At 68.3% G+C, this 21,152-nt stretch carries 20 protein-coding genes; 12 read left to right on the forward strand and 8 right to left on the reverse strand.

Annotated elements, in window-relative coordinates; translation table 11 throughout:
• Positions 1-10 precede the first annotated feature (10 nt).
• The gene (locus tag AB0L53_RS01585) at positions 11-1,144 is read left to right on the forward strand and encodes a nitronate monooxygenase family protein (RefSeq protein WP_363988787.1); all 1,134 of its coding nucleotides are present in this window, start codon (positions 11-13) and stop codon (positions 1,142-1,144) included.
• Between the two features lie 34 nt (positions 1,145-1,178).
• Positions 1,179-2,012 (forward strand): GntR family transcriptional regulator, encoded by an 834-nt coding sequence (locus AB0L53_RS01590; RefSeq protein ID WP_363988790.1) that lies wholly within the window; start codon positions 1,179-1,181, stop codon positions 2,010-2,012.
• Here the strand turns inward: AB0L53_RS01590 and AB0L53_RS01595 are convergent.
• A complete protein-coding gene (locus tag AB0L53_RS01595) occupies positions 1,969-4,350 on the reverse strand; it encodes an FAD-dependent oxidoreductase (RefSeq protein WP_363988792.1) in 2,382 nt (793 codons plus the stop codon). The two genes, AB0L53_RS01590 and AB0L53_RS01595, sit on opposite strands and share 44 nt — an antisense overlap.
• Positions 4,351-4,393: 43 nt before the next feature.
• Between AB0L53_RS01595 and AB0L53_RS01600 the strand changes: the two genes are divergently transcribed.
• The gene (locus AB0L53_RS01600) at positions 4,394-5,311 is read left to right on the forward strand and encodes a choline kinase family protein (protein ID WP_363988794.1); all 918 of its coding nucleotides are present in this window, start codon (positions 4,394-4,396) and stop codon (positions 5,309-5,311) included.
• Between the two features lie 4 nt (positions 5,312-5,315).
• Positions 5,316-5,921, forward strand: a complete 606-nt coding sequence (locus AB0L53_RS01605; RefSeq protein ID WP_363988797.1) for a DUF4126 domain-containing protein — start codon at positions 5,316-5,318, stop codon at positions 5,919-5,921.
• A gap of 69 nt (positions 5,922-5,990) precedes the next feature.
• Here the strand turns inward: AB0L53_RS01605 and AB0L53_RS01610 are convergent, their stop codons facing one another.
• Genes AB0L53_RS01610 through AB0L53_RS01620 form a run of 3 tightly spaced genes read right to left on the reverse strand, consistent with a single transcriptional unit; the run spans position 5,991 to position 8,474 of the window.
• Complete coding sequence (locus AB0L53_RS01610) at positions 5,991-6,788, reverse strand: alpha/beta hydrolase (protein ID WP_363988800.1); 798 nt, start codon at positions 6,786-6,788, stop codon at positions 5,991-5,993.
• 3 nt (positions 6,789-6,791) lie between these two features.
• Positions 6,792-7,712, reverse strand: coding sequence for an alpha/beta hydrolase (locus AB0L53_RS01615; protein WP_363988803.1), 921 nt, complete (start codon positions 7,710-7,712; stop codon positions 6,792-6,794).
• 3 nt (positions 7,713-7,715) lie between these two features.
• Positions 7,716-8,474, reverse strand: a complete 759-nt coding sequence (locus AB0L53_RS01620) for a glucose 1-dehydrogenase (protein ID WP_363988806.1) — start codon at positions 8,472-8,474, stop codon at positions 7,716-7,718.
• Positions 8,475-8,750: 276 nt separating this feature from the next.
• Here AB0L53_RS01620 and AB0L53_RS01625 point away from each other — a divergent pair, with 276 nt between their 5' ends.
• Together AB0L53_RS01625 and AB0L53_RS01630 are read left to right on the forward strand one after the other, a co-directional pair.
• Complete coding sequence (locus tag AB0L53_RS01625; protein WP_363988808.1) at positions 8,751-9,356, forward strand: hypothetical protein; 606 nt, start codon at positions 8,751-8,753, stop codon at positions 9,354-9,356.
• A gap of 58 nt (positions 9,357-9,414) precedes the next feature.
• Positions 9,415-9,993 carry a Uma2 family endonuclease gene (locus tag AB0L53_RS01630; protein ID WP_363988811.1) on the forward strand — a complete coding sequence of 193 codons (579 nt, stop codon included), beginning with the start codon at positions 9,415-9,417 and terminating at the stop codon, positions 9,991-9,993.
• Here AB0L53_RS01630 and AB0L53_RS01635 read toward each other — a convergent pair.
• The 3 genes from AB0L53_RS01635 to AB0L53_RS01645 all read right to left on the reverse strand — a co-directional run bounded on the left by AB0L53_RS01635 (position 9,986) and on the right by AB0L53_RS01645 (position 11,780).
• The gene (locus AB0L53_RS01635) at positions 9,986-10,495 is read right to left on the reverse strand and encodes a hypothetical protein (protein WP_363988814.1); all 510 of its coding nucleotides are present in this window, start codon (positions 10,493-10,495) and stop codon (positions 9,986-9,988) included. The genes AB0L53_RS01630 and AB0L53_RS01635 overlap by 8 nt on opposite strands.
• A gap of 263 nt (positions 10,496-10,758) precedes the next feature.
• On the reverse strand, positions 10,759-10,971 hold the full coding sequence (locus AB0L53_RS01640) for a DUF397 domain-containing protein (RefSeq protein WP_363988817.1): 213 nt from the start codon (positions 10,969-10,971) through the stop codon (positions 10,759-10,761).
• Complete coding sequence (locus AB0L53_RS01645; RefSeq protein ID WP_363988820.1) at positions 10,950-11,780, reverse strand: helix-turn-helix transcriptional regulator; 831 nt, start codon at positions 11,778-11,780, stop codon at positions 10,950-10,952. Before AB0L53_RS01645 ends, AB0L53_RS01640 begins: the two co-directional genes overlap by 22 nt.
• A 256-nt stretch (positions 11,781-12,036) precedes the next feature.
• Between AB0L53_RS01645 and AB0L53_RS01650 the strand changes: the two genes are divergently transcribed.
• Both AB0L53_RS01650 and AB0L53_RS01655 read left to right on the forward strand, forming a co-directional pair.
• Entirely contained in the window at positions 12,037-12,453 is a 417-nt protein-coding gene (locus tag AB0L53_RS01650; RefSeq protein WP_363988822.1) for an ATP-binding protein, read from the forward strand.
• Positions 12,454-13,196: 743 nt separating this feature from the next.
• A complete protein-coding gene (locus tag AB0L53_RS01655) occupies positions 13,197-14,066 on the forward strand; it encodes an RIO1 family regulatory kinase/ATPase (RefSeq protein ID WP_363988824.1) in 870 nt (289 codons plus the stop codon).
• A gap of 471 nt (positions 14,067-14,537) precedes the next feature.
• Here the strand turns inward: AB0L53_RS01655 and uvrB are convergent, their stop codons facing one another.
• Complete coding sequence (uvrB, locus tag AB0L53_RS01660; RefSeq protein ID WP_357946355.1) at positions 14,538-16,646, reverse strand: excinuclease ABC subunit UvrB; 2,109 nt, start codon at positions 16,644-16,646, stop codon at positions 14,538-14,540.
• A 226-nt stretch (positions 16,647-16,872) separates the two neighbouring features.
• Between uvrB and AB0L53_RS01665 the strand changes: the two genes are divergently transcribed.
• The 4 genes from AB0L53_RS01665 (at position 16,873) to AB0L53_RS01680 (ending at position 21,140) form a co-directional block, all read left to right on the forward strand.
• Positions 16,873-17,415: a hypothetical protein gene (locus AB0L53_RS01665; RefSeq protein WP_363988828.1), complete on the forward strand. Its 543-nt coding sequence runs from the start codon at positions 16,873-16,875 to the stop codon at positions 17,413-17,415.
• Between the two features lie 141 nt (positions 17,416-17,556).
• The gene (locus AB0L53_RS01670) at positions 17,557-19,134 is read left to right on the forward strand and encodes an SPFH domain-containing protein (protein WP_358538045.1); all 1,578 of its coding nucleotides are present in this window, start codon (positions 17,557-17,559) and stop codon (positions 19,132-19,134) included.
• Complete coding sequence (locus AB0L53_RS01675) at positions 19,131-20,360, forward strand: SPFH domain-containing protein (protein ID WP_363988831.1); 1,230 nt, start codon at positions 19,131-19,133, stop codon at positions 20,358-20,360. Before AB0L53_RS01670 ends, AB0L53_RS01675 begins: the two co-directional genes overlap by 4 nt.
• Positions 20,361-20,369: 9 nt before the next feature.
• Positions 20,370-21,140, forward strand: a complete 771-nt coding sequence (locus tag AB0L53_RS01680) for a sporulation protein (protein WP_363988834.1) — start codon at positions 20,370-20,372, stop codon at positions 21,138-21,140.
• Positions 21,141-21,152 lie beyond the last annotated feature (12 nt).

Genomic DNA, 21,152 nt, shown 5'->3' on the forward strand with positions numbered 1-21,152 from the left:
GCGTCGGACCATGCGGACCGCCATTTGCGAACGTCTCGGCGTCGAGTTCCCGTTGTTCGCCTTCAGCCACTGCCGCGACGTGGTGGCCGCGGTCACCAACGCGGGCGGCTTCGGCGTCCTGGGCGCGGTCGCCTACACCCCCGACCAACTCGACACCGAGCTCACCTGGATCGACGAGCGGGTGGACGGCCGCCCGTACGGGGTCGACGTGCTGGTGCCCGGCAAGCTCGACGCGTCGGCGCTCGATCTCGACGCCCATTTGACCGACTTCATCCCGGAACGGCACCGCGACTTCGTCACGCACCTGCTGTCCAAGTACGGCGTGAACGCCCCGCCGCAGCCGGTGGCCGCCTCGACGGACGAGTTCGGCAGGCGGGTGACCGCGGCGGGCGCGACCGGGCTGATCGACGTGGCGCTCAAGCATCCGATCGGCCTGATCGCCAGCGCGCTCGGACCGCCGCCGCCGGAGATGGTGGCCAAGGCCAGGGCGGCGGGCGTGCCAGTGGCCGCGCTGGTCGGCACCGTCGAGCACGCCCACAGGCAGGTGGCGGCCGGCGCGGACCTGATCGTGGCCCAGGGCACCGAGGCCGGCGGGCACACCGGCGAGATCGCCACGATGGTGCTGGTGCCGCAGGTCGTGGACGCGGTCGCCCCGGTGCCCGTGCTGGCAGCGGGCGGCATCGCCTCGGGGCGGCAGATGGCGGCGGCGATGGCGCTCGGCGCCGAAGGCGTGTGGTGCGGATCGGTCTGGCTGACCACCGAGGAGGCGGAGACGGCGCCCTCGGTGAAGCGGAAGATGCTGGCCGCCTCCTCGCTCGACACGGTCAGGTCCAGGTCGCGTACCGGCAAGCCGGCCAGACAGCTCAAGTCGGCCTGGACCGAGGAGTGGGACTCCGGGCCGGAGAGCCCCGGCCCGCTCGGGATGCCGCTGCAGATGCTCGTGGCCGAGGCCGCGATGGCCCGCATCGGCACGGCCGCCGAGCGCGGCGAACCGGGGGCCGTGGAGTTGGCCAACTACTTCGTCGGGCAGGTCGTCGGCCAGCTCGACCAGGTCAAGCCCGCTCGCGAGGTGGTTTACGAGATGGTGAGCGAGTTCGCCGACGCGGTGGAGCGACTGTCCAGATTGACCGCTCTGTCGACGTGACCGAGCTGTCGGCGTGACCGGCTACGATGCGCGTGTGGTCGGGACACCCGAGGTCGAGCGCGGCACCGGTGTCCCCGCGCACGTGCAGATCGAGCGGTGGCTGCTGGAGTCCATCGGCAGCGGCGAGATGGAGCCCGGCGACCGGCTCCCGGGCGAGCGGGAGCTGTCGGCGCGCCTGGGCGTGAGCCGGATGACGCTCAGGCAGGCGCTGGCGACGCTGGAGCACGACGGCGTCCTGGTCAGGACGCCGGGCAGGTCGGGCGGCGCGTTCGTCGCCGATCCGCGCGTCGAGTGCGATCTGACGGGGCTGGCGGGGTTCACCGAGCAGATGCGGCGCGCCCACCTCCAGGCCGAGGCCAGAGTGCTGGTCGCCACGACCGTTCCCGCGCCCCGCTCCGTCGCCGCCGCCCTGGAGCTCACCGTGGGTGAGCCGGTGCACCACGTCGCCCGGGTACGCTCGGCCGGGCAGTCGCCGGTGGCCCTCGAGCGCTCCTTCTTCCCCGCGCTGCCCGGCTTCCTGGAGCAGGATCTCGGCGGGTCGCTCTACGCCCTGCTGGCCACCCGCTACGACCTGGAGCCGCGCACCGCCGTCGAGCATCTCGACCCGGTCATCGCCAGGTCCGACGAGGCCGCCGAGCTGGGCGTCGAGACGGGCACGCCGCTCATGCTGATCGAGCGCACCGCCTACGCGGCGGCCGGGGAGCCGGTGGAGTTCGCCCGCGACCTGTTCCGCTCCGACCGGGTGCGCATCTCGGTCCGCAGCGGCCTCAGCGCACCCTCGCCCTCGGTCGGCAGCGGCGTCAGCGCACCCGCCCGTGGTGGCCTCAGCGCACCCGCTCCCCCGCCGGGTCGAAGAGCGGATCCCTGACGACGGTCCCGGTCACCCAGGCGCCCTCCACCTCGACCTCGACCTTGACGCCCGGCCCCACGGGCAGATACGCGTAGGCGATCGGCGAGCCGACCGTGTAGCCGTGGCCGCCCGAGGTGATCCGGGCCACGACCTGGCCGTCCAGGCGCACCGGCTCGTTGCCGAGCGCGATCGCCCCCGGCTCCAGGGTCAGGCAGCGCAGCCGGCGCTCGGGGTCCGGGTCGAGCACGTCCTTGCCGAGGAAGTCCTTGTCGAGCTTGACGCAGAAGCCCAGCCCCGCCTCGTACGGCGTGGTCTCGGGCCCGATGTCGGCGCCCCAGACGCGGTAGCCCTTCTCCAGGCGCAGGCTGTCGATGGCCCGGTAGCCCCCGGCCCGCAGCCCGTACGGCTGCCCGGCCGCCCACAGCGCCTGCCAGAGCGCCAGGCCGTACTCGCTGGAGCAGTACAGCTCCCAGCCCAGCTCCCCCACGAACGTCACCCGTAGCGCCAGCACCGGCACGTCGCCCACGGTCAGCTCCCGCGCCGACATGAACGGGAAGCCGAGCGGGTCGGGCGTGAGCGTCCCGAGGATGTCGCGGGCGCGCGGCCCCCACAGGGCGAAGCAGGCGTACTGGCCGGTCACGTCGGCGATCCGCACGTCGGCGCCCCTGAGCGCGGCCTGCTTGCGCAGCCAGCCCAGGTCGTGCGAGCCGAACGCGGTGCCGGTCACGATGAGGAACTCGTCCTCGGCCCGCCTGGTGACGGTGAAGTCGCACTCGATGCCGCCGCGCCGGTTGAGCGCCTGTGTGTACGTCACCGCGCCCACCTGGCGGGCGACGCGGTTGTCGCAGACCCATTCGAGCAACTCGGCGGCGTCCGGCCCGGAGACCTCGATCTTGGCGAAGGAGCTCTCGTCGAACAGGCCCGCCGTCTCCCGCACGGCCCGGTGTTCGACCCTGATCGCGGGCGACCACAGCCGCCCGGCCCACCCCTGGGGCCGCTCGTCGCCACCACCATCCTGCTCGTTCGACCGGTAGTAGTTGACCCGCTCCCAGCCCGCCTTCTCGCCGAACTCGGCGCCGTGCGCGGCGTGCCAGCCGTACGCCGGAGAGACCTTGAGCGGGCGGCCCGCCGAGCGCTCGTGGCCGGGGTAGCGGATGTCGTAGTAGGTTTCGTAATTCTCGACCGCGCGGGCGAGGGTGTAGGACGGGGAGCGGTACTGGCGGCCGAAGCGGCGGATGTCCATGTGCCAGACGTCCATGGCGGGCTCGCCCTCGACGATCCACTCGGCCATCACCCTGCCGATGCCGCCGGCGCCCGCGATGCCGTGCGCGCAGAACCCGGCCGCCACGAAGAACCCGCCGACTTCGGTCTCGCCCAGGCAGAACTCGTTGTCGGGGGTGAACGCCTCCGGGCCGTTGATCATCTTGCGGATGCCGACGTCGGCCATGGCCGGGACCCGGATCCGCGAGTTCTCCGAGATTTCGGTGAACCGGTCCCAATCTTCGGCGAGCAGGCGGCCGTTGAAGTCGGCCGGGATGGCGTCGTACGAGGTCTCGTTCGCCGTCCAGGGGGCGCAGGTGCGCTCGTAGCCGCCCATGACCAGGCCCTGCACCTCCTGCCGGTAGTAGACGAGCAGGTCGGGGTCGCGCAGCGTCGGCAGGCCGGTGTGCTCGTGGAAGGCGTCGGTGACCACGTACTGGTGCGACATCGGCACGATCGGGATCCGCACCCCGGCCATCCGGCCGATCTCGGCGGCGAACATGCCGCCGCAGTTGACGACCACCTCGCAGTCGATGTCGCCCTGGTCGGTGCGTACGCGCGTGACCCGGCCGCGTTCGGTGTCGATGCCGAGCACGCGGGTCCTGGTCCTGACGCGGGCGCCGCCCTCGCGGGCCTTCGTGGCCAGCGCGTAGCAGAGCGCGGAGGGGTCGATCTGCCCGTCGGTGGGCAGGTACGCCGCGCCGACGACGCCCGAGGGGTCCATCAGCGGGAACAGCTCGACCGCCTCGGCGACGGAGATCTCCTCCAGCGGCAGGCCGAACGTGCGCGCCCAGCCGATCTGGCGGCGGATCTCGGCCATCCGCTCCGGCGTACCGGCCAGCTTGATGCCGCCACACTCCGTCCAGCCGGCGTCGAGCGTGCGGTAGAGCTCCACCGAGTACTGGTTCATCCTGGTCAGCGTGGGGTCGGCGCGCAGCTGGCCGACGAGCCCCGCGGAGTGGAAGGTCGAGCCGCTGGTCAGCTCGTCGCGGTCCAGCAGGAGGACGTCGCGTTCGCCGAGCTGGGTCAGGTGGTAGGCGACGGAGGCGCCGCCCACGCCGCCGCCGATGATCACGATGCGGGCCGAGTCGCTCATGCGGGCGAGGCTACACTAAAAGGTCTAGACCGTTTAGGGGCTGATGGCGCTAGCATCGACCATGACCGAGATCCTCGACCGCATCCCCCTGCTGTCCGGCGTGCCGCGTTCCGTCGAGGAGCTGCCCGGCGGCCTGACCAACCACAATTACAAGGTGACCGTTCCCGGCGGGGCCTACGTGGCGCGGGTGTCGGCCAGCGAGGGATCGCTGCTGGCGATCGACCGGGACGTCGAGCACTCCTGCTCGCTGGCCGCCGCGCGGATCGGGGTGGGGGCGCCGGTGCACGACTATCTGCCGGAGCTCGGGGTGCTGATCGTGGGCTTCCTGCCGGGCCGGACGTTCACGGAGGCCGATCTGCGCGATCCGGCGAACCTGCGGCGGCTGGCCGAGGTGTGCGGGCGACTGCACGCGGGGCCCCGGTTCGAGCGGGACTTCGACATGTTCGAGATTCAGCGGGGGTATCTGGAGATCGTCCAGAGCCGCGGATACCGCCTTCCGGCGAAATATCTCGACTTCATGCCCGAGGTTGAGCGGATCCGGAAATGTCTGGATATCCGGGATGTGGGGCGGGTGCCGTGTCACAACGATCTGCTGCCCGGCAACATCATCGACGACGGCGAGCGGCTCTGGCTGATCGACTACGAGTACGCCGGCAACAACGACCCCTGCTTCGAGCTCGGCAACATCTGGAGCGAGTCGGACCTGTCCCTGGACCTGCTGGACGAGCTCGTCGCCGCCTACTACGGCCGCCGCCTGCGCCACAAGATCGCGCGGGCGCGGCTGCTCGGGCTCATGTCCAAGTACGGCTGGACGCTGTGGGCCTCGATCCAGGACGGCGCCAACGAGAGTATCGACTTCGACTTCTGGTCGTGGGGCATGGAGAAGTACGAGCGGGCGGTGGCCGAGTTCACCGGATCCGATCTGCCCCGCCTCATGGACGAGGCGACCCGGGCAGACTAGAAACATGTTCGCCGCACTGACAGGGCTCGGACTGTCCACCGCCGCCGGCCTGAACGCCTACATCCCGCTCCTCGTGGTGGGCATCGTGGCCAACTTCACCGACCGGGTGAAGCTGCCCGACGGCTACTCGTGGCTGTCGAACTGGGGCGTGCTCGCCATCATCGCGGTGCTGCTGGTCGCGGAGATGGTGCTCGACAAGGTCCCGGCCGTCGACAGCATCAACGACGCCATTCAGACGGCCGTACGACCGGCGGCCGGCGGCGTGGTCTTCAGCGCCACGAACGCGGCGGCGGAGCTGGACCACTCGACCTGGATGACCGAGCACCCGTGGGCGGGCTGGCTGCTGGGCATCCTGGTAGCGCTGGCCGTACACGCGCTGAAGGCGACGGCCCGTCCGATGATCAACGTGGGGACGGGCGGCGTGGGCGCGCCCGTCGCCAGCACAGTGGAGGACGTCGGGTCGCTCGGTATGAGCCTGATCGCGGTGTTCCTGCCTGTGCTGGTCATCGTCGCGCTGCTGGCGCTGGCCCTGCTCGCCTGGTGGACGATCAGGAGAGTACGCCGCTACCGCGCCGCCCGCCGGGCCAGACGGACGTCAGGAAGCCCGTAGCGGCCAGGAGGCCCGCAACCAGCGGCACGGGACGGATCAGGAGGTCGGTAACCAGTGGCGCAGGACGGATCAAGAGGTCCGCAGCCAGCGGCGCAGGATGAGGAGGAACTCACCGGGGCGTTCCTCGTGCAGCCGGTGACTGGAGCCCTCCCAGCACACCACTTTCGAGGCCGGATGCTTGCAGAGCCCCGACTCCCAGGCCGCGCGTTCCGGGTCGGACCAGATCGACAGCACCGGGCACTCCCTGCGGGCCAGGTAGTCGTCGCTCGCCGGCCGCATCCCGACCGCGTCGGGCTCGGTGAACATGGCCTCGAACGCCTGGAGCAGCACGTGCGGCGCCATGCCGTACAACCGGCGCTTGTGCCAGCGCCTGATGACGGCCGGGGTGGCGGCGTTGGTGCACCACTCGTCGAGCCGCTCGGCGGCGGCGTGCGCGTGCGGACCGCGCAGCGCGGCGACCGTCTCCGGGAAGGTCCGCGCGACGTCCGCCGTGATGCCGTAGCCGGGATCGAGGGCGACCAGCTTGCGCACCTTGTCCGGATGCTCGACGGCCAGGATGGAGACGACCTGCCCGCCCATGGAGTGGCCGATCGCGATCACCTCGGGGATGGCGAGCCCGTCCAGCAGCGCGGCGAGGTCGGCGGCCATCTGGCGCGGCGTGTTGCCCTCGTCGGGCACCGAGGAGTAGCCGTGCCCGCGCAGGTCCACCGCGATCACCCGGTGCTTGCCGGCGAGCGCGTCGATGTGCCAGGACCACTGGTGGGAGTCCGTACCCCAGCCGTGGACGAGCAGCAGTGGCGGCCCGTCACCCTTGCCATCGTCGGTATAAAAGAGCCGAATGTCCTGCCCTAAATCGGCATAAGGCATCTTTTACTCCACCCGCTCCTTGATCGTGGCGCAGACCCGCTCCTCGGCCTCCTTGGCGACGGGCAGCATGGCGCCCAGCCCGAAGGACCCGTGGAACATCCCGGCATAACGCACGCTCTGCGTGTCCACCCCGGCCGCACGCAGGCGCTCCGCGTACGCCTCGCCCTCGTCCCGGAGCGGATCGTGCTCCGCCGTGATCACCAGGGCGGGCGGCAGCCCGCTCACGTCCGCGTTGATCGGCGAGCTGTACGGCTCGGCGCGCCTCGTGTGGTCGGGCTGGTAGCAGTCCCAGTACCACCGCATGTGCGCCGCAGTCAGGAAATATCCCTCAGCGTTCTCCGCGTGCGAGGGCGCGTCCTGGGCGGCGTCGGTGACGGGATAGACCAGCACCTGCAGCGCGATCGGCGGCCCGCCCTCGTCCCTGGCCTTCAGGCACGTCACGGTCGCCAGGTTCCCGCCTGCGCTGTCACCGGCGACCAGCAGCCTGCCGGGATCCGCGCCCAGCTCGCGGGCGTGCTCGTACACCCAGCGGGTCGCGGCGTAGGCGTCCTCGACGGCGGCCGGATACGGATGCTCCGGCGCCAGCCGGTAGTCGACGGACACCACGATCACGTCGGCGTCCGTGCAGATCAGGCGGCAGACAGGGTCGTGCGTGTCCAAGGTGCAGAGCGTGAACCCGCCACCGTGGAAGTACACGACCACCGGCCGCGACTCTCGCTCCGTCGGCGGCCAGTAGACACGCACGGGCAGGTCGCCCGCCATGCGGTTCTCCACCCGGCCCACCTTGTACGGCTCAGTCTCCGGCTGGGGCATCTCGGCCAGGATCCGCCGGGCCTCGACGGCGTCCGTCACCTCGGTGCCCACCTTGGGGAAGACCTCCGTCATCACGTCGATGACCGCCCTGGTGACCTCATCGATCGCCACTGTTCACTCACCCTCCGTCCGCGGCAGCATGGCGGTCTCGCCCGCCGTCCAGCCGCCGTCCACCGCCAGCTCGGCGCCCGTGACGTACGAGGCGGCGTCGGACAGCAGGAACGCGATGGCCTCCGCCACCTCCTCGGGCTCACCGCACCGCCCGGCCGCGGCCAGCGGGAACGCGCCCTCGCCCGAGACCGCGCCGTGCCGGAGCGTCATCGGGGTGACGATCATCCCGGGATGTACGGAGTTGACCCTGATCCGGTGGGGGGCGTACTCGATCGCGGCAATCTTGGTGAGGCCGCGGACACCCCATTTGGACGCACCGTAGCCGCCGGTGCCGGGCAGCGCCGTCAAGCCGGCCGCCGACGACAGGTTCACGATCGAGCCGCCGCCTGACGCGCGCATCGGCGCGACCACGGACTTGAGCCCGAGGAAGACGCCGACGAGGTTCACCTTGAGCACGCGCTCGAAGTCGTCGAGCGTGTACTGCTCCAGGAGCGCCGAGCGGGCGATGCCCGCGTTGTTGACCAGCCCGTCGATCCGGCCGTATCCGTCCAGGACCTCCTCGACCACATCAGCCCACTGATCCTGCTTTGTCACGTCGTGCGGGATAAATCGTGATTCGAGGTCTTTCGCGGTGGCGGTGCCGTCCTCCACCAGGACATCGGTGATCACGCCGCTCGCCCCCGCCGCGACGCAGCGGCGGGCCGTCGCGGCCCCCATGCCCCTGGCGCCGCCGGTGATGAGCACTACCTTGCCGTCAAGCATGCGTGGCTCCTTCGCGGTACGTGAACTGAATCACGCACCGGCGACAACAATCAAGAGCTTGCTTGGTAGCGGAGAGCCCTGCATGGCTACTCGCGGAGCCTGTGCCGCTACCCGAGACCCTGCGTCCGCTACGTGGAGTATGTCTGGAGAGCCTGCGTCGCTACGTAAAACCCGTTTGGGGAGGCTGCTTGGCCACGCACCCGCCCCGCGCTCGCACTATCCTCTAAGCAGCGACCGTTCAGCAGTCAGCAGCCAGCGCTCGACAGTCATCAGGAGGTGGGGACGATCGCCGAGGTCCTTCTCATCATCCTCGCGATCCTGTGCTTCCTGGGTCTGGTGGCCGGCGTCGGCATCTACTTTCTGGTCAAGCTGGGCCAGAAGGCGGCGATCAAGGCCAGGCAGGCGGCGACCCAGCTGACCACGCACGTCAACGCCATGGGCGCCGGCGACGCCGGGGAGGTCGAACGCCTCCGCCTCGACCTGCGCCGCGAGGTCTCGATCACCCGCCAGGCCGTCGAACACGCCCAACGCCAGGGCTGGGGCCTCGGCGACCTTCCTCAGCTCCTGGCCGACCTGTCCGCGCAGGCTGACGTACACGACGGGCAACTCGCCATGTACGCCCAGCAACGCCGCGCCTCGCCGTACGTCGACCACGTCACGCTCAATCGCCTCCGCGAGCACCAGGCCAAGCTGACCGCCATGTGCGCCCGCATCCGCGCTGACCTCCTCGGCGACCAGCTCCAGCACGCCTCGGCCGGAATCGACGACCTCCACTCCCGCACGGAGCTGGAGATCGAGGCCCGCCGCCGCCCTCCGGACCCGCTGGACGAGATCGACGAGCTCTATCGCAGGAGCACGCAGGAGCGCCGAGACCTCCCCTGACGGTTACTCAACGTGGCATGATTGCATCGTTCAGTCAGCATCGGCGGAGGCGTGCACGATGACCACGGCACTCCCCGAGTGGTTCTACCCGGGCCCCTCCGGCGGATGGACCGCCGACATGCTCGACCGCCTTCCTCCGGACGCGCCCAAGCACGTCGAGCTGATCGATGGATCGCTCATCTTCAGATCACCGCAGACCGCATTCCACATGCTGGTTCTTCGTCTTCTCGAACAGCGCCTCACACCACCAGAACACCTGGTCGTAGCCCGTGAGATGACCGTGACACTCGGCCTGCGGCAGCGTCCTGAAGCCGACATTCTCCTCGTGGAGAGGTCGGCGCTGCACGACTCCCTTACGTCCTTCAAGCCAGAGGACGTCCACTTGGTCATCGAGGTGGTGTCCGAGGAGTCGAGAGAACGCGACCGGACGACCAAGCCCATCAAATACTCGGATGCCGGCATCAAGCACTTCTGGCGGGTGGAAAAGGACCACGACGCCAAGCCCGTCGTCTACACTTTCGAGCTCGAGCCGGTAGTCCGGGCCTACGTGCCCACCGGCATCCACCGCAAGCGTCTACAGGCCGACATCGGTTTCCCCGTGGACATCGACCTCGATCCGGGCAAGTTCATCAGCTGACATCGCGCCTCCAGGTGCGGTGGATGAACGCGTCATATTCCTCCGCACTGGCACCCTTGTTGAGCATGGCGCGTGCCGCCTGTGCCTGCCGAATCGTGGGCAGCCGCCCTTCGAGCAGGAGCGGCAGCGTGAGCCGCCGCGCCAGCACTTCAACCGCCGAGATTCCATATGGCCTGCGCACCACGGACACATTGACGCGCAATGCGTGCTCGTTCCCAGGCACGACTCCCGGCCGATCGATCTCGATCGCGACATAACGGAAGCCATTGGCCAGGTCACACAGCCCACACCCGGCGGGGCCCCTGCTCAGCCGGGCACCGCATTCGGGGCAGGTCAGGCGGTCGTAGGCCGCATCGACCACCCGCCACGGGTGCCTATCCGGCTCGTCGACCACTATCTCGGCGATGACCCGCTCGTCGGACCCAGCCTCCTCGGACCGCTCGGCCGCACCGAACTCCCGCTCCAGGAACGCCCGCCAGCCGTCCTCGACGATCAGGTCCACCGGCCGGGAGCATCGAACACACTCCGGCGCCCCGGCCGGTTCCCAATGAGAGCACTCCTCGCATCGTCGCGCTCCAGCACCATACGAGCGACGGCGAACGGCTTCACCTGCTTATCCAGCCATGGCCCAGAGAGCCTGCCGGAGCGAAGGACGGCAGGGCATGGGGTGAGTGATGCGTCTGTTGTGCGGCAGATCCGCCTGTGTGACGACGCCTGTAGTTGCCACCGCCTTACTGAGGTCTACACGCGGGAGGGCAGTAGAAGCTAGAAATCGAATTCCCCGTTCCTCGCTCCATCGACGAAGGCGGCCCATACCTCGGCCCGCACGACAAAGGGGGCTTGTTCAGGAGTTTCTGTGTCGCGGATGCCGACGCGACCGTTCGATAGCGGAGCAACTTCGAGGCAGTCTCCGCCATTACCGGTCGAGCGTGTTGCCTTGCGCCAGGCCGCCGTCTTCAGCTCGGCCGCGAGGTCCATGTCTCCACCATCTTCCTGATGAACTCGACCGACGCGCTTTGGGGGAGGGCTTCCGCCCTGATGGCGTCCAGTTTCATGGTAACCATGGCGAATACTTCTGCATTGCGTGTCACGACAGGTTCGGCGGCCGTCTCCAGATAGACCGTGTGACGCGTGCTGTTGGGGGCCTGGGCGATGACTATGGCTCCGCTCAGGCCGGGATTGGCGCCCAGCGGAGAGATCTGGATGGTGATGTGCGGAGCCTGCGCGACATCCAGCAGCCGTACGAGCTGTTCTCGCATGATCTCGGGTCCTCCGACGGGGCGGCTGAGGATACCCTCGTCAAGCACTACCAGGTAGCGGGGCGGATGGGTTCGGGTCAAGATCTTTTGTCGGGCCAGCCGAGCGGCCAGGAGGGCCTCGATCCGTTCGGGACCGAAGCCCATTTCACGCTCCAGCAGTGCTTGCGCGTATTCAGCAGTCTGCAGTAGGCCAGGGATGACCAGTGGTTGCCAGGTTCGCAGCGATTGCGCCTGTTCTTCCTCTTCCAGCCAGGGGGCGAACCAGGTGGGAGCGCTGTCCTTGTGATGAGACAACGAGGCCCACAGTTCCCGTAGCCCTGCTCCTAGCGCCTTCTCGCATTCGGTGAGGAATTGCTCGGTGGGCGAGCGCTTGCCGACCTCCACGGCTCCTATCTGACTGGCGGAGTAGCCGGCCCGGCGCCCAAGATCGGCTTGGGTCAACCCCGCCTCCTCCCGCAGTCGTCGCAGTTCGGCGCCAAAGGCCGCTGTTCTGCTCGCGTTCGGGTCGAGTTTGCGCGCTGCGGGCATGCCACCTCCGAATCGACGTATCCGACACCGTCCGCGCATCCGACACACAACAAGCAACAGCCTGTCGCATGAATGGCGGCAAATACTGTCCCACAAACTATCGGCTAGACAGCAAGCTAGGTAGCGGCAACATGGAGTTAACAAGCTCCAGAACCTCTATCCCACATTTGATCTCGAAAATGATGCGTTATGCGCGCCTCACCGAAGGAACAAAAGCGATAAGGCGGTGATTCGGGTGCATTCAGCGACAGACATAGTGGATCTGGGAATTGTCAAACTGACACGCGACCACCACGCTCCGCGCCGTGCCCGTGAAGCAGTGACTGCATGGGTGGGGTACGAGCATGCAGCGCTCGATGTACTGACCTTGGCCACGTCTGAACTGGTCACCAACGCGGTGAAACACGCAGACAACGGTTTCGAGCGTCGTTGGCTGCTCCTCCATCTCGGGCGAGGTATCGACTTCCTCCGGCTGTCGGTAACCGATCCAGGATCGGCCCTGTCAGTACCGTTCAGCATCCCTTCACAGGTACCGATGTCGAACGCCGAAGCCGAGAATGGCCGTGGATTGGCTATCGTGGCCGAACTGTCGCGCGGGCGATGGGGAAGTCACCTTCTGCCTCAGAGCATGCACCGCGTCGTCTGGTGCCATCTGGATATCGAGGTGACCTAACCGGAAGCCGAATTGCACCTTTCCGTTGCGGTGGGCAGGCGGCCAGTCGCGGCTCTGCCGCCAACCGACGTGGCAGGTACTCGGCGCTCCATGCACCGCAGGCTGCGCCTGCCACCCTGATGCCGCCGCGCTCACCGAGATGATCTCGACCGCACCGGTGGAAGGAGCATGGTGGTTTTGGTGGTCGTGGGCCGAGTAGATCACTCCTCCATCGAGAAGCTCTCCTCGGCCGCCGAGCGCATCCACTACGTGCCAACCCCGGCAAGCAGCTCCTTCTGAAGGTCATCACCTATGCCATCTGCCGCCTAGACGCGCGCTGGAGCCCAGGGAACGTATTTCGGATGATTTGCCGCAGGCTGCATGGAGCGCTTCCCTCCAGGCCAGGCCACTGCTCACGCCGCGTGGTGGTGATATTGCGCTGGGGAACTCCTCCAGCCAAGAAGTCGCCCACGGTGTTGTGCCGGTTTGGAGTGGGTGAGCGTATGGGCGGAGGCCGAAAATTCAGTTGCCGCGACCAGGCCCTGCTCGGCATACTCAGCCAGGCTGGCCACAGCGCGTTACGCAACCGTGTAATCAGTGCATTTCACAGCGCGTATCGCAGCCTGTGCATGGGAGGCGAAGGGAGGTTGAGACCGTGATGACGACTGTTCGCGTGCCGTTTTCCGCGTCCTCTGACCTCCCCACCGGGATCTCGCCAAGCTGATCGCTGCGCCGGTGGGCCTCATTCTTGGAGAAATCCCGCCGTGCCCAAGCACTCCTCGCCCCGCCGCCGGGGCAAGTACGCCCTCGACGCCGATGATCTCGAATGGCTCGACAGCGCCCCCATCGACGACGGACCACCCGCTGGCGACCGCTGGTCGACCTGGGACCAGAGCACGCCCACCGAGCGCGGCCCCAAACCGCACCCGGACTGGCTCGTCACCGAGCTCGCCGCTGTGGACACCGAGCTGGGCATCCTCAAAACCGGCAAGGAAGCCGACGTCCACCTGCTCTCCCGCGGCGTGCCGGACACCGATCGCGTCTGCCTCCTGGCTGCCAAGCGCTACCGCTCAGCCGAACACCGGCTGTTCCACCGGGACGCCGGTTACCTGGAAGGCCGCAGCACCCGCGAAAGCCGTATGAACCGGGCCATGGCCAACCGCACCGCCTTCGGCAAGCAGCTCATCGCCGGGCAGTGGGCCGCAGCCGAGTTCGGCGCCCTGTGTCGCTTGACCGAACTCGGCCTGCCGGTGCCCTATCCGGTCCAGATCGTCGGCACCGAGATCCTTCAAGAGTTCATCGGCGCCCCGGACGGCTACGCGGCACCCCGGCTCGCCAACGTCTCGGACGATCTAGACGACCTATGGACTCAGCTGGTGGAGGCGCTGGTCGTCCTGGCCAGAGAAGGGCTGGCCCACGGCGACCTGTCGGCGTACAACCTGCTGGTCCACGAGGGCAGGCTGGTCATCATTGACCTTCCCCAGATCGTCGACGTGATCTCCCACCCCACGGGCCCCCACTTCCTCGACCGGGACGCCCGCAACGTGGCCACCTGGTTCGCCGCGAAGGGCGTCGCGTCAGCAGACCCCGACGCTCTCTCCGCTCTGCTCCAATCGGAGGCCGGAATGCTCTGACGTCCGCCAGAGTGCGAGGGCCGGAGACGAAGGCGTAGCGACGCTAAAGCCCACTTTCCGGCCCTCTGCCACAGCGGCCCGAAGCCCGCTCCCTGGCCCCCTGCCACAGCGACGGCCGGAAGCCGCTTTTCTGGCGCCCTGTCACAGCGGCCGGAAAGCCCGCTTTCCGGCCGTCGCTGTGAGAGCGCTGCGGCGGTGGGCATGGGTCGAGGCCGGGCGGTGGGAGTCGGTACAGGTCTCGACGGTGGTGCTGCCAAGACAGCTCGCTCCGCCCAGCCGACCCGGCGAAGCGTGCTTGGGAAGGCGGTCCGAGCGCAGCGAGGCCCTTCAGGGGACGGGCGTCAGCCCGCCTGGGAGAACGTCCGGAGCGAAGCGAAGGCCCATTGTGGACGGGCGGGCATCAGACGGCCAACCACCGAATCGGGTAACGGGCGGGGAGAAAGAACGCCCGGAGTGAAGCCCTCCGGCCGGCTACTGAACCCCCGCCTCCCGCATGTCGCGCAACTCCCGCTTGAGCTCCTTGATCTCGTCGCGCAGCCGGGCGGCCACCTCGAACTGCAGGTCGGCCGCCGACTGGTGCATCTGCTCGGTCAGCGACTCGATCAACGACTCCATCTGTGCCCGGGGCATCTCCCCCGCGATGGTCTTGGCGTGCTGCCCGGCCTGGCGGGCGGCGAACCCGGGCACGGGTGCCTTGCCGCGCGACTGCTGGCGACCGCCGCCGAGAAGGCGGTCGGTGTCGGCGTCCTCGCGCTGCAACGAGTCGAGGATGTCGGCGATCTTCTTACGGAGCGGCTGCGGGTCGATGCCGTTGGCCTGGTTGTAGGCGATCTGCTTGGCCCGCCGCCGGTTGGTCTCGTCGATGGCCCGCTCCATCGACGGGGTGACCTTGTCGGCGTACATGTGGACCTGTCCTGAGACGTTTCGGGCGGCCCGGCCGATGGTCTGGATCAGGGAGGTCTCCGAGCGGAGGAAGCCTTCCTTGTCGGCGTCGAGGATGGCCACCAGCGACACCTCGGGCAGGTCGAGGCCCTCGCGCAGGAGGTTGATGCCGACCAGCACGTCGTATTCGCCGGAGCGCAGCTCGCGCAGCAGCTCGATGCGGCGCAGCGTGTCGACCTCGCTGTGCAGGTAGCGGACCCGGATGCCCAGCTCGAGCAGGTAGTCGGTGAGGTCTTCCGACATCTTCTTGGTCAGCGTGGTGACCAGGACCCGCTCGTCGCGGTCGGCGCGCTCGCGGATCTCGTGGACCAGGTCGTCGATCTGCCCCTTGGTGGGCTTGACGATCACCTCGGGGTCGACCAGCCCGGTTGGCCGGATGACCTGCTCGACCACGTCGCCCTTGACCCGGCCCAGCTCGTAGGAGCCGGGTGTGGCCGACAGGTAGACCGTCTGGCCGATGCGCTCCAGGAACTCCTCCCATTTCAGCGGCCGGTTGTCGAGCGCCGACGGCAGGCGGAAGCCGTGGTCGACCAGGGTGCGCTTGCGGGAGGCGTCGCCCTCGTACATGGCGCCGATCTGCGGCACGGTCTGGTGGGACTCGTCGAGGACCAGCAGGAAGTCTTCCGGGAAGTAGTCGAGCAGCGTGTTGGGGGCGCTGCCCGCCTCGCGGCCGTCCATGTGGCGCGAGTAGTTTTCGATGCCGGAGCAGGTGCCGATCTGGCGCATCATCTCGATGTCGTAGGTGGTGCGCATGCGCAGCCGCTGCGCCTCCAGCAGTTTGCCCTGGCGCTCCAGCTCCGACAGCCGCTCGGCCAGCTCCGCCTCGATGCCGTTGACGGCCATCGCCATCCGCGCCTCGCCGGCGACGTAGTGGGAGGCGGGGAAGATGTAGAGCTCCTCGTCCTCGGTGATGACCTCGCCGGTCAGCGGGTGCATGGTGGACAGCTTCTCGATCTCGTCGCCGAACATCTCGATGCGGACGGCCAGCTCTTCGTACTTCGGGATGATCTCGATCGTGTCGCCGCGCACCCGGAAGGTGCCCCGCGTGAAGGCGAGGTCGTTGCGGGTGTACTGCATGTCGACCAGGCGGCGCAGCAGCTGGTCGCGGTCGACGTCCATGCCGACCCGGAGCCTGGCCATGCGGTCGACGTATTCCTGCGGCGTGCCCAGGCCGTAGATGCAGGACACGGAGGCCACCACGATCGTGTCGCGGCGGGTCAGCAGCGAGTTGGTCGCCGAGTGACGCAAGCGCTCGACCTCGTCGTTGATCGAGGAGTCCTTCTCGATGTACGTGTCGCTCTGCGGGACGTACGCCTCAGGCTGGTAGTAATCGTAATAAGAGACGAAATATTCAACCGCGTTGTTGGGCAGCATCTCCCGCAGCTCGTTGGCGAACTGCGCGGCGAGCGTCTTGTTGGGCTGCATGACCAGCGCGGGCCGCTGCAGCCGCTCGATCAGCCAGGCGATCGAGGCCGTCTTGCCGGTGCCCGTGGCGCCCAGCAGGACGTTGTCCTTCTCCCCGGCCTTGACGCGGCGCTCCAGCTCGGCGATGGCCGTCGGCTGGTCGCCGGAGGGAGTCATCTCGGTGACGACCTCGAAGGGCGCCACCTTCCGCTGCAAATCAGTGACCGGTCGCATGATGCCACTGTAGGCGGCGCCACTGACAGAAACCGTCACCTGGTCAGGGAGCACTCTCCAGGCGGCCTCTGCCAGGCGGACCGTTCGCCGATCCGTGGAAACGGGGTGGTGGAGAAGACGACCTCGACCGGCACCCGCCTATCTTCTCAGCCGATGCGTTGCCGTGCTCGGCCACGGCGCAGGCGTGCTGTACGTGAAAACGCTTCCTCACTATGGTGATCTACCAATGAGGGGATTAATTGCGATATTTGCGGTCCTGCTGTTGACGGGGTGTTCGACGGAGGAGCCGAAGGACTGGCTGCTCAAGGACCCGAGCCGCTGGCCACTGGCCGCGTTGCTGGGTACGGCATCCAGGTCGGGGATACCGGACGGGGCGGAGAAAGTGCTGGCACGGATCCAGGTCTCGAAATACGACCTGGTCCCCTGGATCCACAGCAAGGGCGTGTGCGGGCTCGCCGACCAGGGGTCCTCTGGCTACACCTTCAACATGAGCCAAGACCTGACGAAGTCCGAGGGGAACGTCACCACTGCGGAGGAGGGTTTCGCGGGGCCCAAGGAACTCATGACCGGAAGCAACATGGAGAGCAGCGTGACGCTGTGGTGCTCCCCCACCCGGATGTTCGTCATCGTCGAGGCCAAGGACCTCGGAAAGGTGCGGATTTACGGGAACGCGGCGGCCAAGAAGACCAAAGGGAAGCTGACGGTCGTGGTGGGCACCCCGGAGGCGGTCAAGCAGTCGCTCCCCGACGCGACCATGATCGGTCGCTAGCCCCGTTTCCGCATGTGAGCACCGAGCACCTCACCCGCGCACACGGTGAAGCCGACACCCTGGAGCACCTCCACCTTGCAAGCGAACAGTAAGTGACACCCGATACGGTCGAATCCGCCCGTAGCGGAAGAGGAAGGTGCAATGTCACGACCCAGAGAGGCGTTGATCCAGGCAGGTCAGGGCATAGCCCAGGCGGTCGTACAAGGCGGTGATGTCCGTCAAGCCGTCGGCCAGGCAGTGGACCAGGCGGGCCAGCTGGCCGGTCAGGTCCAGGTGCAGGGCTTCGCGCTCAACCCGTACGACTTCGCGGCGGCCCGTGACGGCGGCGTGTCGGTGGGCACGCTGATCGAGGCCCGGTCCGCGTCCCTGAACGAGGCCGGCGAGATCATCAACCGCAGCTTCGCCGAGAACGGCATGCACGTGATCTCGCCGGTGGTGATCCCCAAGGGGACCACCGCGAAGGTGGTCGTGCCGCTGGGCATCCTGGTGGTGCTCGGCCTGATCGGCGCGCTCGGCAACGTCATCCCCCGAACCGATGTGTTCTTCGGCCCGCACTACTGGATCGTCCTGGTCCTGGCGGCCGCCTTCCTGTGGTGGCGGCGCAGCGTGGTGATGGTGCCCGAGGGCTGCAAGGCGCTGATCACCAAGTTCGGCAAACTGGTGCAGATCGCCGATCCCGGCCGGGTGACGCTGTTCAACCCGTGGAAGCGGGTCAGCTACATCGTCAACACCACCCGTGAATACCCGTTCAACGCCCCCATCAGCGAGGCCCCCACGCAGCAGGGCGTCAAGGCGAGCGTCGACCTGTTCCTGCAGTTCAGGATCGAGAACCCGGCGGAGTTCATCTTCGTGCTCGGCTCGGTCAGCGGCTTCCAGTCCAAGCTGCAGAACGCCATCAGCGAGGTCACCCGCTCCCTCATCTACGCCCAGCGGGCCGAGGACATCTACGACCTGGTGGGCGAGAGCACGCTGGGCATGCTGGACAACCTCAACCAGCAGTTCCTGCCCGCCGTACGCCTCACCGACGTGAACATCACGCACGCCGAGCCGTCCAGCCAGGAGTACCGGATGGACCTGGCCGCCCCCGAGATGGTGCGCGTCGCCAAGGAGGCCTACACCTACGAGTACGAGCTGCAGCTGCGCAAGGAGCAGAACGAGGGCGACCTGATCAAGGAGCTGGCCGGACTGCAGGAGACGCTGAGCGCGATCCAGGCGGAGATCGCCGGCTACCAGGCACGCATGGACACGGCGCTGGAGCGGGCCTCCCACCAGGCCAAGGCGCAGGCCAGGCAGCGCCTGGTCGAGGCGGAGTCCTCCGCCAACGCCAACTCGGCGCTGCTGGAGGCGCAGGCGCTCGACATCAGGGCGCTCAGCGCGGCCGAGGCACCGGAGATCCTCGACTACCGCTTCCAGCAGGACCTGCTGGACAAGCTGGAGTCGGTCGCGACCCGGCTGCCGCAGGTGGTGCAGGTGGGCGAGCACACCGACATCGACTTCCTGGCGCTGGCCCAGCAACTGGTCGGCGGCAAGGGGGCGGCGCTGTTCTCGGCCGAGGACATGGCCGCGATCCGGGGCCGGCTGGCCGAGATCGGCGAGCGCGTGGCGGGCAGGGAGGCGGAGATCACCGCACTGCTCAAGAAGGTCGCCGAAGAGGTGAGCGAGGCGCCCGAGCCCGCGCTCGCCGCCACGCTGCCGACCATCGAGGGTGAGGTCCGATGAGCCGCGAGTTCTCGAAGATCAAGGAGTCGCTGGCCTCCTGGTCCGACATCCGCCAGCTGCTGCGCGGCGGTGAGCAGGGCCAGCTCGTGCCGGTCGTGATCCCCAAGGACAGGCGCGGCTTCGCCTGGATGGCCCTGGTCTTCATCGCCGTCTACTTCGCGGGGATGGCGGTGATGGGCAACCTCGTCGTGACGGCCTCGCTGGGCGCGCTGTTCTTCCTGGCCGTCGCGCTGGTGTGGATGTGGCGCCGGGCGATCATCGAGATCGAGGAGGGCACCACCGGCGTACGCAGCCGCTGGGGCGCCATCACCGGCACGCTCCCGCCGGGCCGCCACTACCTGTGGCTGCCGTGGGACCGGGTGGACGCGGTCGTCGACACCTCCACCGAGATCCCGTACTCGGCGCCGATCGTGGCCTGCCCGACGGCGGAGAACGTACCGCTGAAGTCGATCGAGTTCTTCCTCAAGTTCCGCATCGTGGACCCGGTCGCGTTCGTCCGCACGATCGGCGCGGGCAACTTCGACCTGGTGCTGTCGAGCGCCGTACAGGACGCGATCAGGCAGCGCAGCCGCAAGGTCAACACCGAGCGCGCGTACGACCTGCGCGGCTCCGACGTCGGCGACATGCAGGAGGCGCTCAACCGCCAGCTCGGCCGCTACGGGGTGCGCATCACCGGCGCCAACATCCCCGACGTGCAACTGCCCGACCAGTACCAGCAGCACCTGGCCACCCGCGAGAAGGTGGCCAAGGAACTGTCGGCCTACGAGCGCGAGTGGGAGCTGACCCGCAAGCGCCGCATCGACACCCTGCTCATGGAGATCGAGCGCTCCAAGAAGACCCGTGACGCCCGCGTGGTCGAGGTCAAGGCCGCGCACAACACCGCGCGCAAGGACGTGGCGCGCATGCTGGAAGAGCAAGAGACGGAGGCGCAGCGGGTGCGCTGGGAGATCGAGGCCCGCGGCCGCGCCGAGCTGACCTCCGCCGAGAACGAGGCCAAGGCCCTGCGCAGGCTGGCCGACTCCTACCGCGACAACCGGGCCGTGCTGCAGTACGAGCTGGCCCGCAGGCGCCTGGACGTGGGCGCCAAACTGGCGGAGAACGCCCCGCAACCCCTGGTGGTCCGCACCCAGCAGGGATCCGGCGACTCCGCACTGTCGACCTTGCTCCTGGCCCAGTTGCTCCCCCGCTTCTCGGGCCATCACAACGGAGAGACCCCCGGGTCATAGGAGAACCCCATGGTGTTCCGCAAACTGATGGCCGCGTTCGGCGCGGGCGTCGAAGTAGACACGGTCCTGGCCGGCAGCGGTGTACGGCCCGGTGAGACATTACGCGGAGTGGTGAACTTCCGCGGCGGCGGCGCCGACTACAAGGTCGAGGGCATCTACCTCGACCTGACCGCGGTGGTCGAGGTGGAGCGTGGCGACGAGGAGTACAAGACCACCTACGGCTTCCTGCGCCAGCAGGTCGCCGGGACCTTCCAGCTCAGCGCCGGCGCGCAGCACAGCCAGCCGTTCGAGATCGTCATCCCCTGGGAGACGCCGATCAGCGCCATCGGCGGTCATCCGCTGCACGGCATGCGGCTGGGCGTGCAGACGGAGCTGGCGCTGGCCGGCGCGATGGACAAGGGCGACCTCGACCCGCTGTTCGTCAACCCGCTGCCCGCGCAGGAGCACGTCATCGCCGCGCTCGACCGCCTGGGCTTCGGCTTCAAGAAGGCCGACCTCGAACGCGGCACGCTGCGCGGCTCGACGATGCCGTTCTTCCAGGAGATCGAGTACTACGCGGGCGGGGAGTGGCGGCGGCACTTCAACGAGTTGGAGCTGACGTTCATCGCCGGACCGCGGCAGATGGACGTCATCCTGGAGGCCGACAAGCGCGGCGGCTTCCTGACCTCCAGCCACGACGCCTACAACCGGTTCACGGTCCGCTACGACGACCCGAGCGGGGCCGACCAGGCGCTCCGGAACGCTCTGGAGCAGATGGCGCGCCGCCGCGGCTGGCTATAGGTCCCATAGGGC

This window comes from Nonomuraea sp. NPDC052129 (assembly GCF_040680095.1).
GTDB lineage: Bacteria > Actinomycetota > Actinomycetes > Streptosporangiales > Streptosporangiaceae > Nonomuraea.

Bases quoted from the DNA above. Each gene is read 5' to 3' on its own strand.
- AB0L53_RS01585 (WP_363988787.1), top strand. From the start codon at position 11: ATGCGGACCGCCATTTGCGAACGTCTCGGCGTCGAGTTCCCGTTGTTC.
- AB0L53_RS01595 (WP_363988792.1), bottom strand. From the start codon at position 4,350: ATGAGCGACTCGGCCCGCATCGTGATCATCGGCGGCGGCGTGGGCGGC.
- AB0L53_RS01600 (WP_363988794.1), top strand. From the start codon at position 4,394: ATGGCGCTAGCATCGACCATGACCGAGATCCTCGACCGCATCCCCCTG.
- AB0L53_RS01605 (WP_363988797.1), top strand. From the start codon at position 5,316: ATGTTCGCCGCACTGACAGGGCTCGGACTGTCCACCGCCGCCGGCCTG.
- AB0L53_RS01610 (WP_363988800.1), bottom strand. From the start codon at position 6,788: ATGCCTTATGCCGATTTAGGGCAGGACATTCGGCTCTTTTATACCGAC.
- AB0L53_RS01620 (WP_363988806.1), bottom strand. From the start codon at position 8,474: ATGCTTGACGGCAAGGTAGTGCTCATCACCGGCGGCGCCAGGGGCATG.
- AB0L53_RS01630 (WP_363988811.1), top strand. From the start codon at position 9,415: ATGACCACGGCACTCCCCGAGTGGTTCTACCCGGGCCCCTCCGGCGGA.
- AB0L53_RS01640 (WP_363988817.1), bottom strand. From the start codon at position 10,971: ATGGACCTCGCGGCCGAGCTGAAGACGGCGGCCTGGCGCAAGGCAACA.
- AB0L53_RS01645 (WP_363988820.1), bottom strand. From the start codon at position 11,780: ATGCCCGCAGCGCGCAAACTCGACCCGAACGCGAGCAGAACAGCGGCC.
- uvrB (WP_357946355.1), bottom strand. From the start codon at position 16,646: ATGCGACCGGTCACTGATTTGCAGCGGAAGGTGGCGCCCTTCGAGGTC.
- AB0L53_RS01665 (WP_363988828.1), top strand. From the start codon at position 16,873: ATGAGGGGATTAATTGCGATATTTGCGGTCCTGCTGTTGACGGGGTGT.
- AB0L53_RS01670 (WP_358538045.1), top strand. From the start codon at position 17,557: ATGTCACGACCCAGAGAGGCGTTGATCCAGGCAGGTCAGGGCATAGCC.
- AB0L53_RS01675 (WP_363988831.1), top strand. From the start codon at position 19,131: ATGAGCCGCGAGTTCTCGAAGATCAAGGAGTCGCTGGCCTCCTGGTCC.
- AB0L53_RS01680 (WP_363988834.1), top strand. From the start codon at position 20,370: ATGGTGTTCCGCAAACTGATGGCCGCGTTCGGCGCGGGCGTCGAAGTA.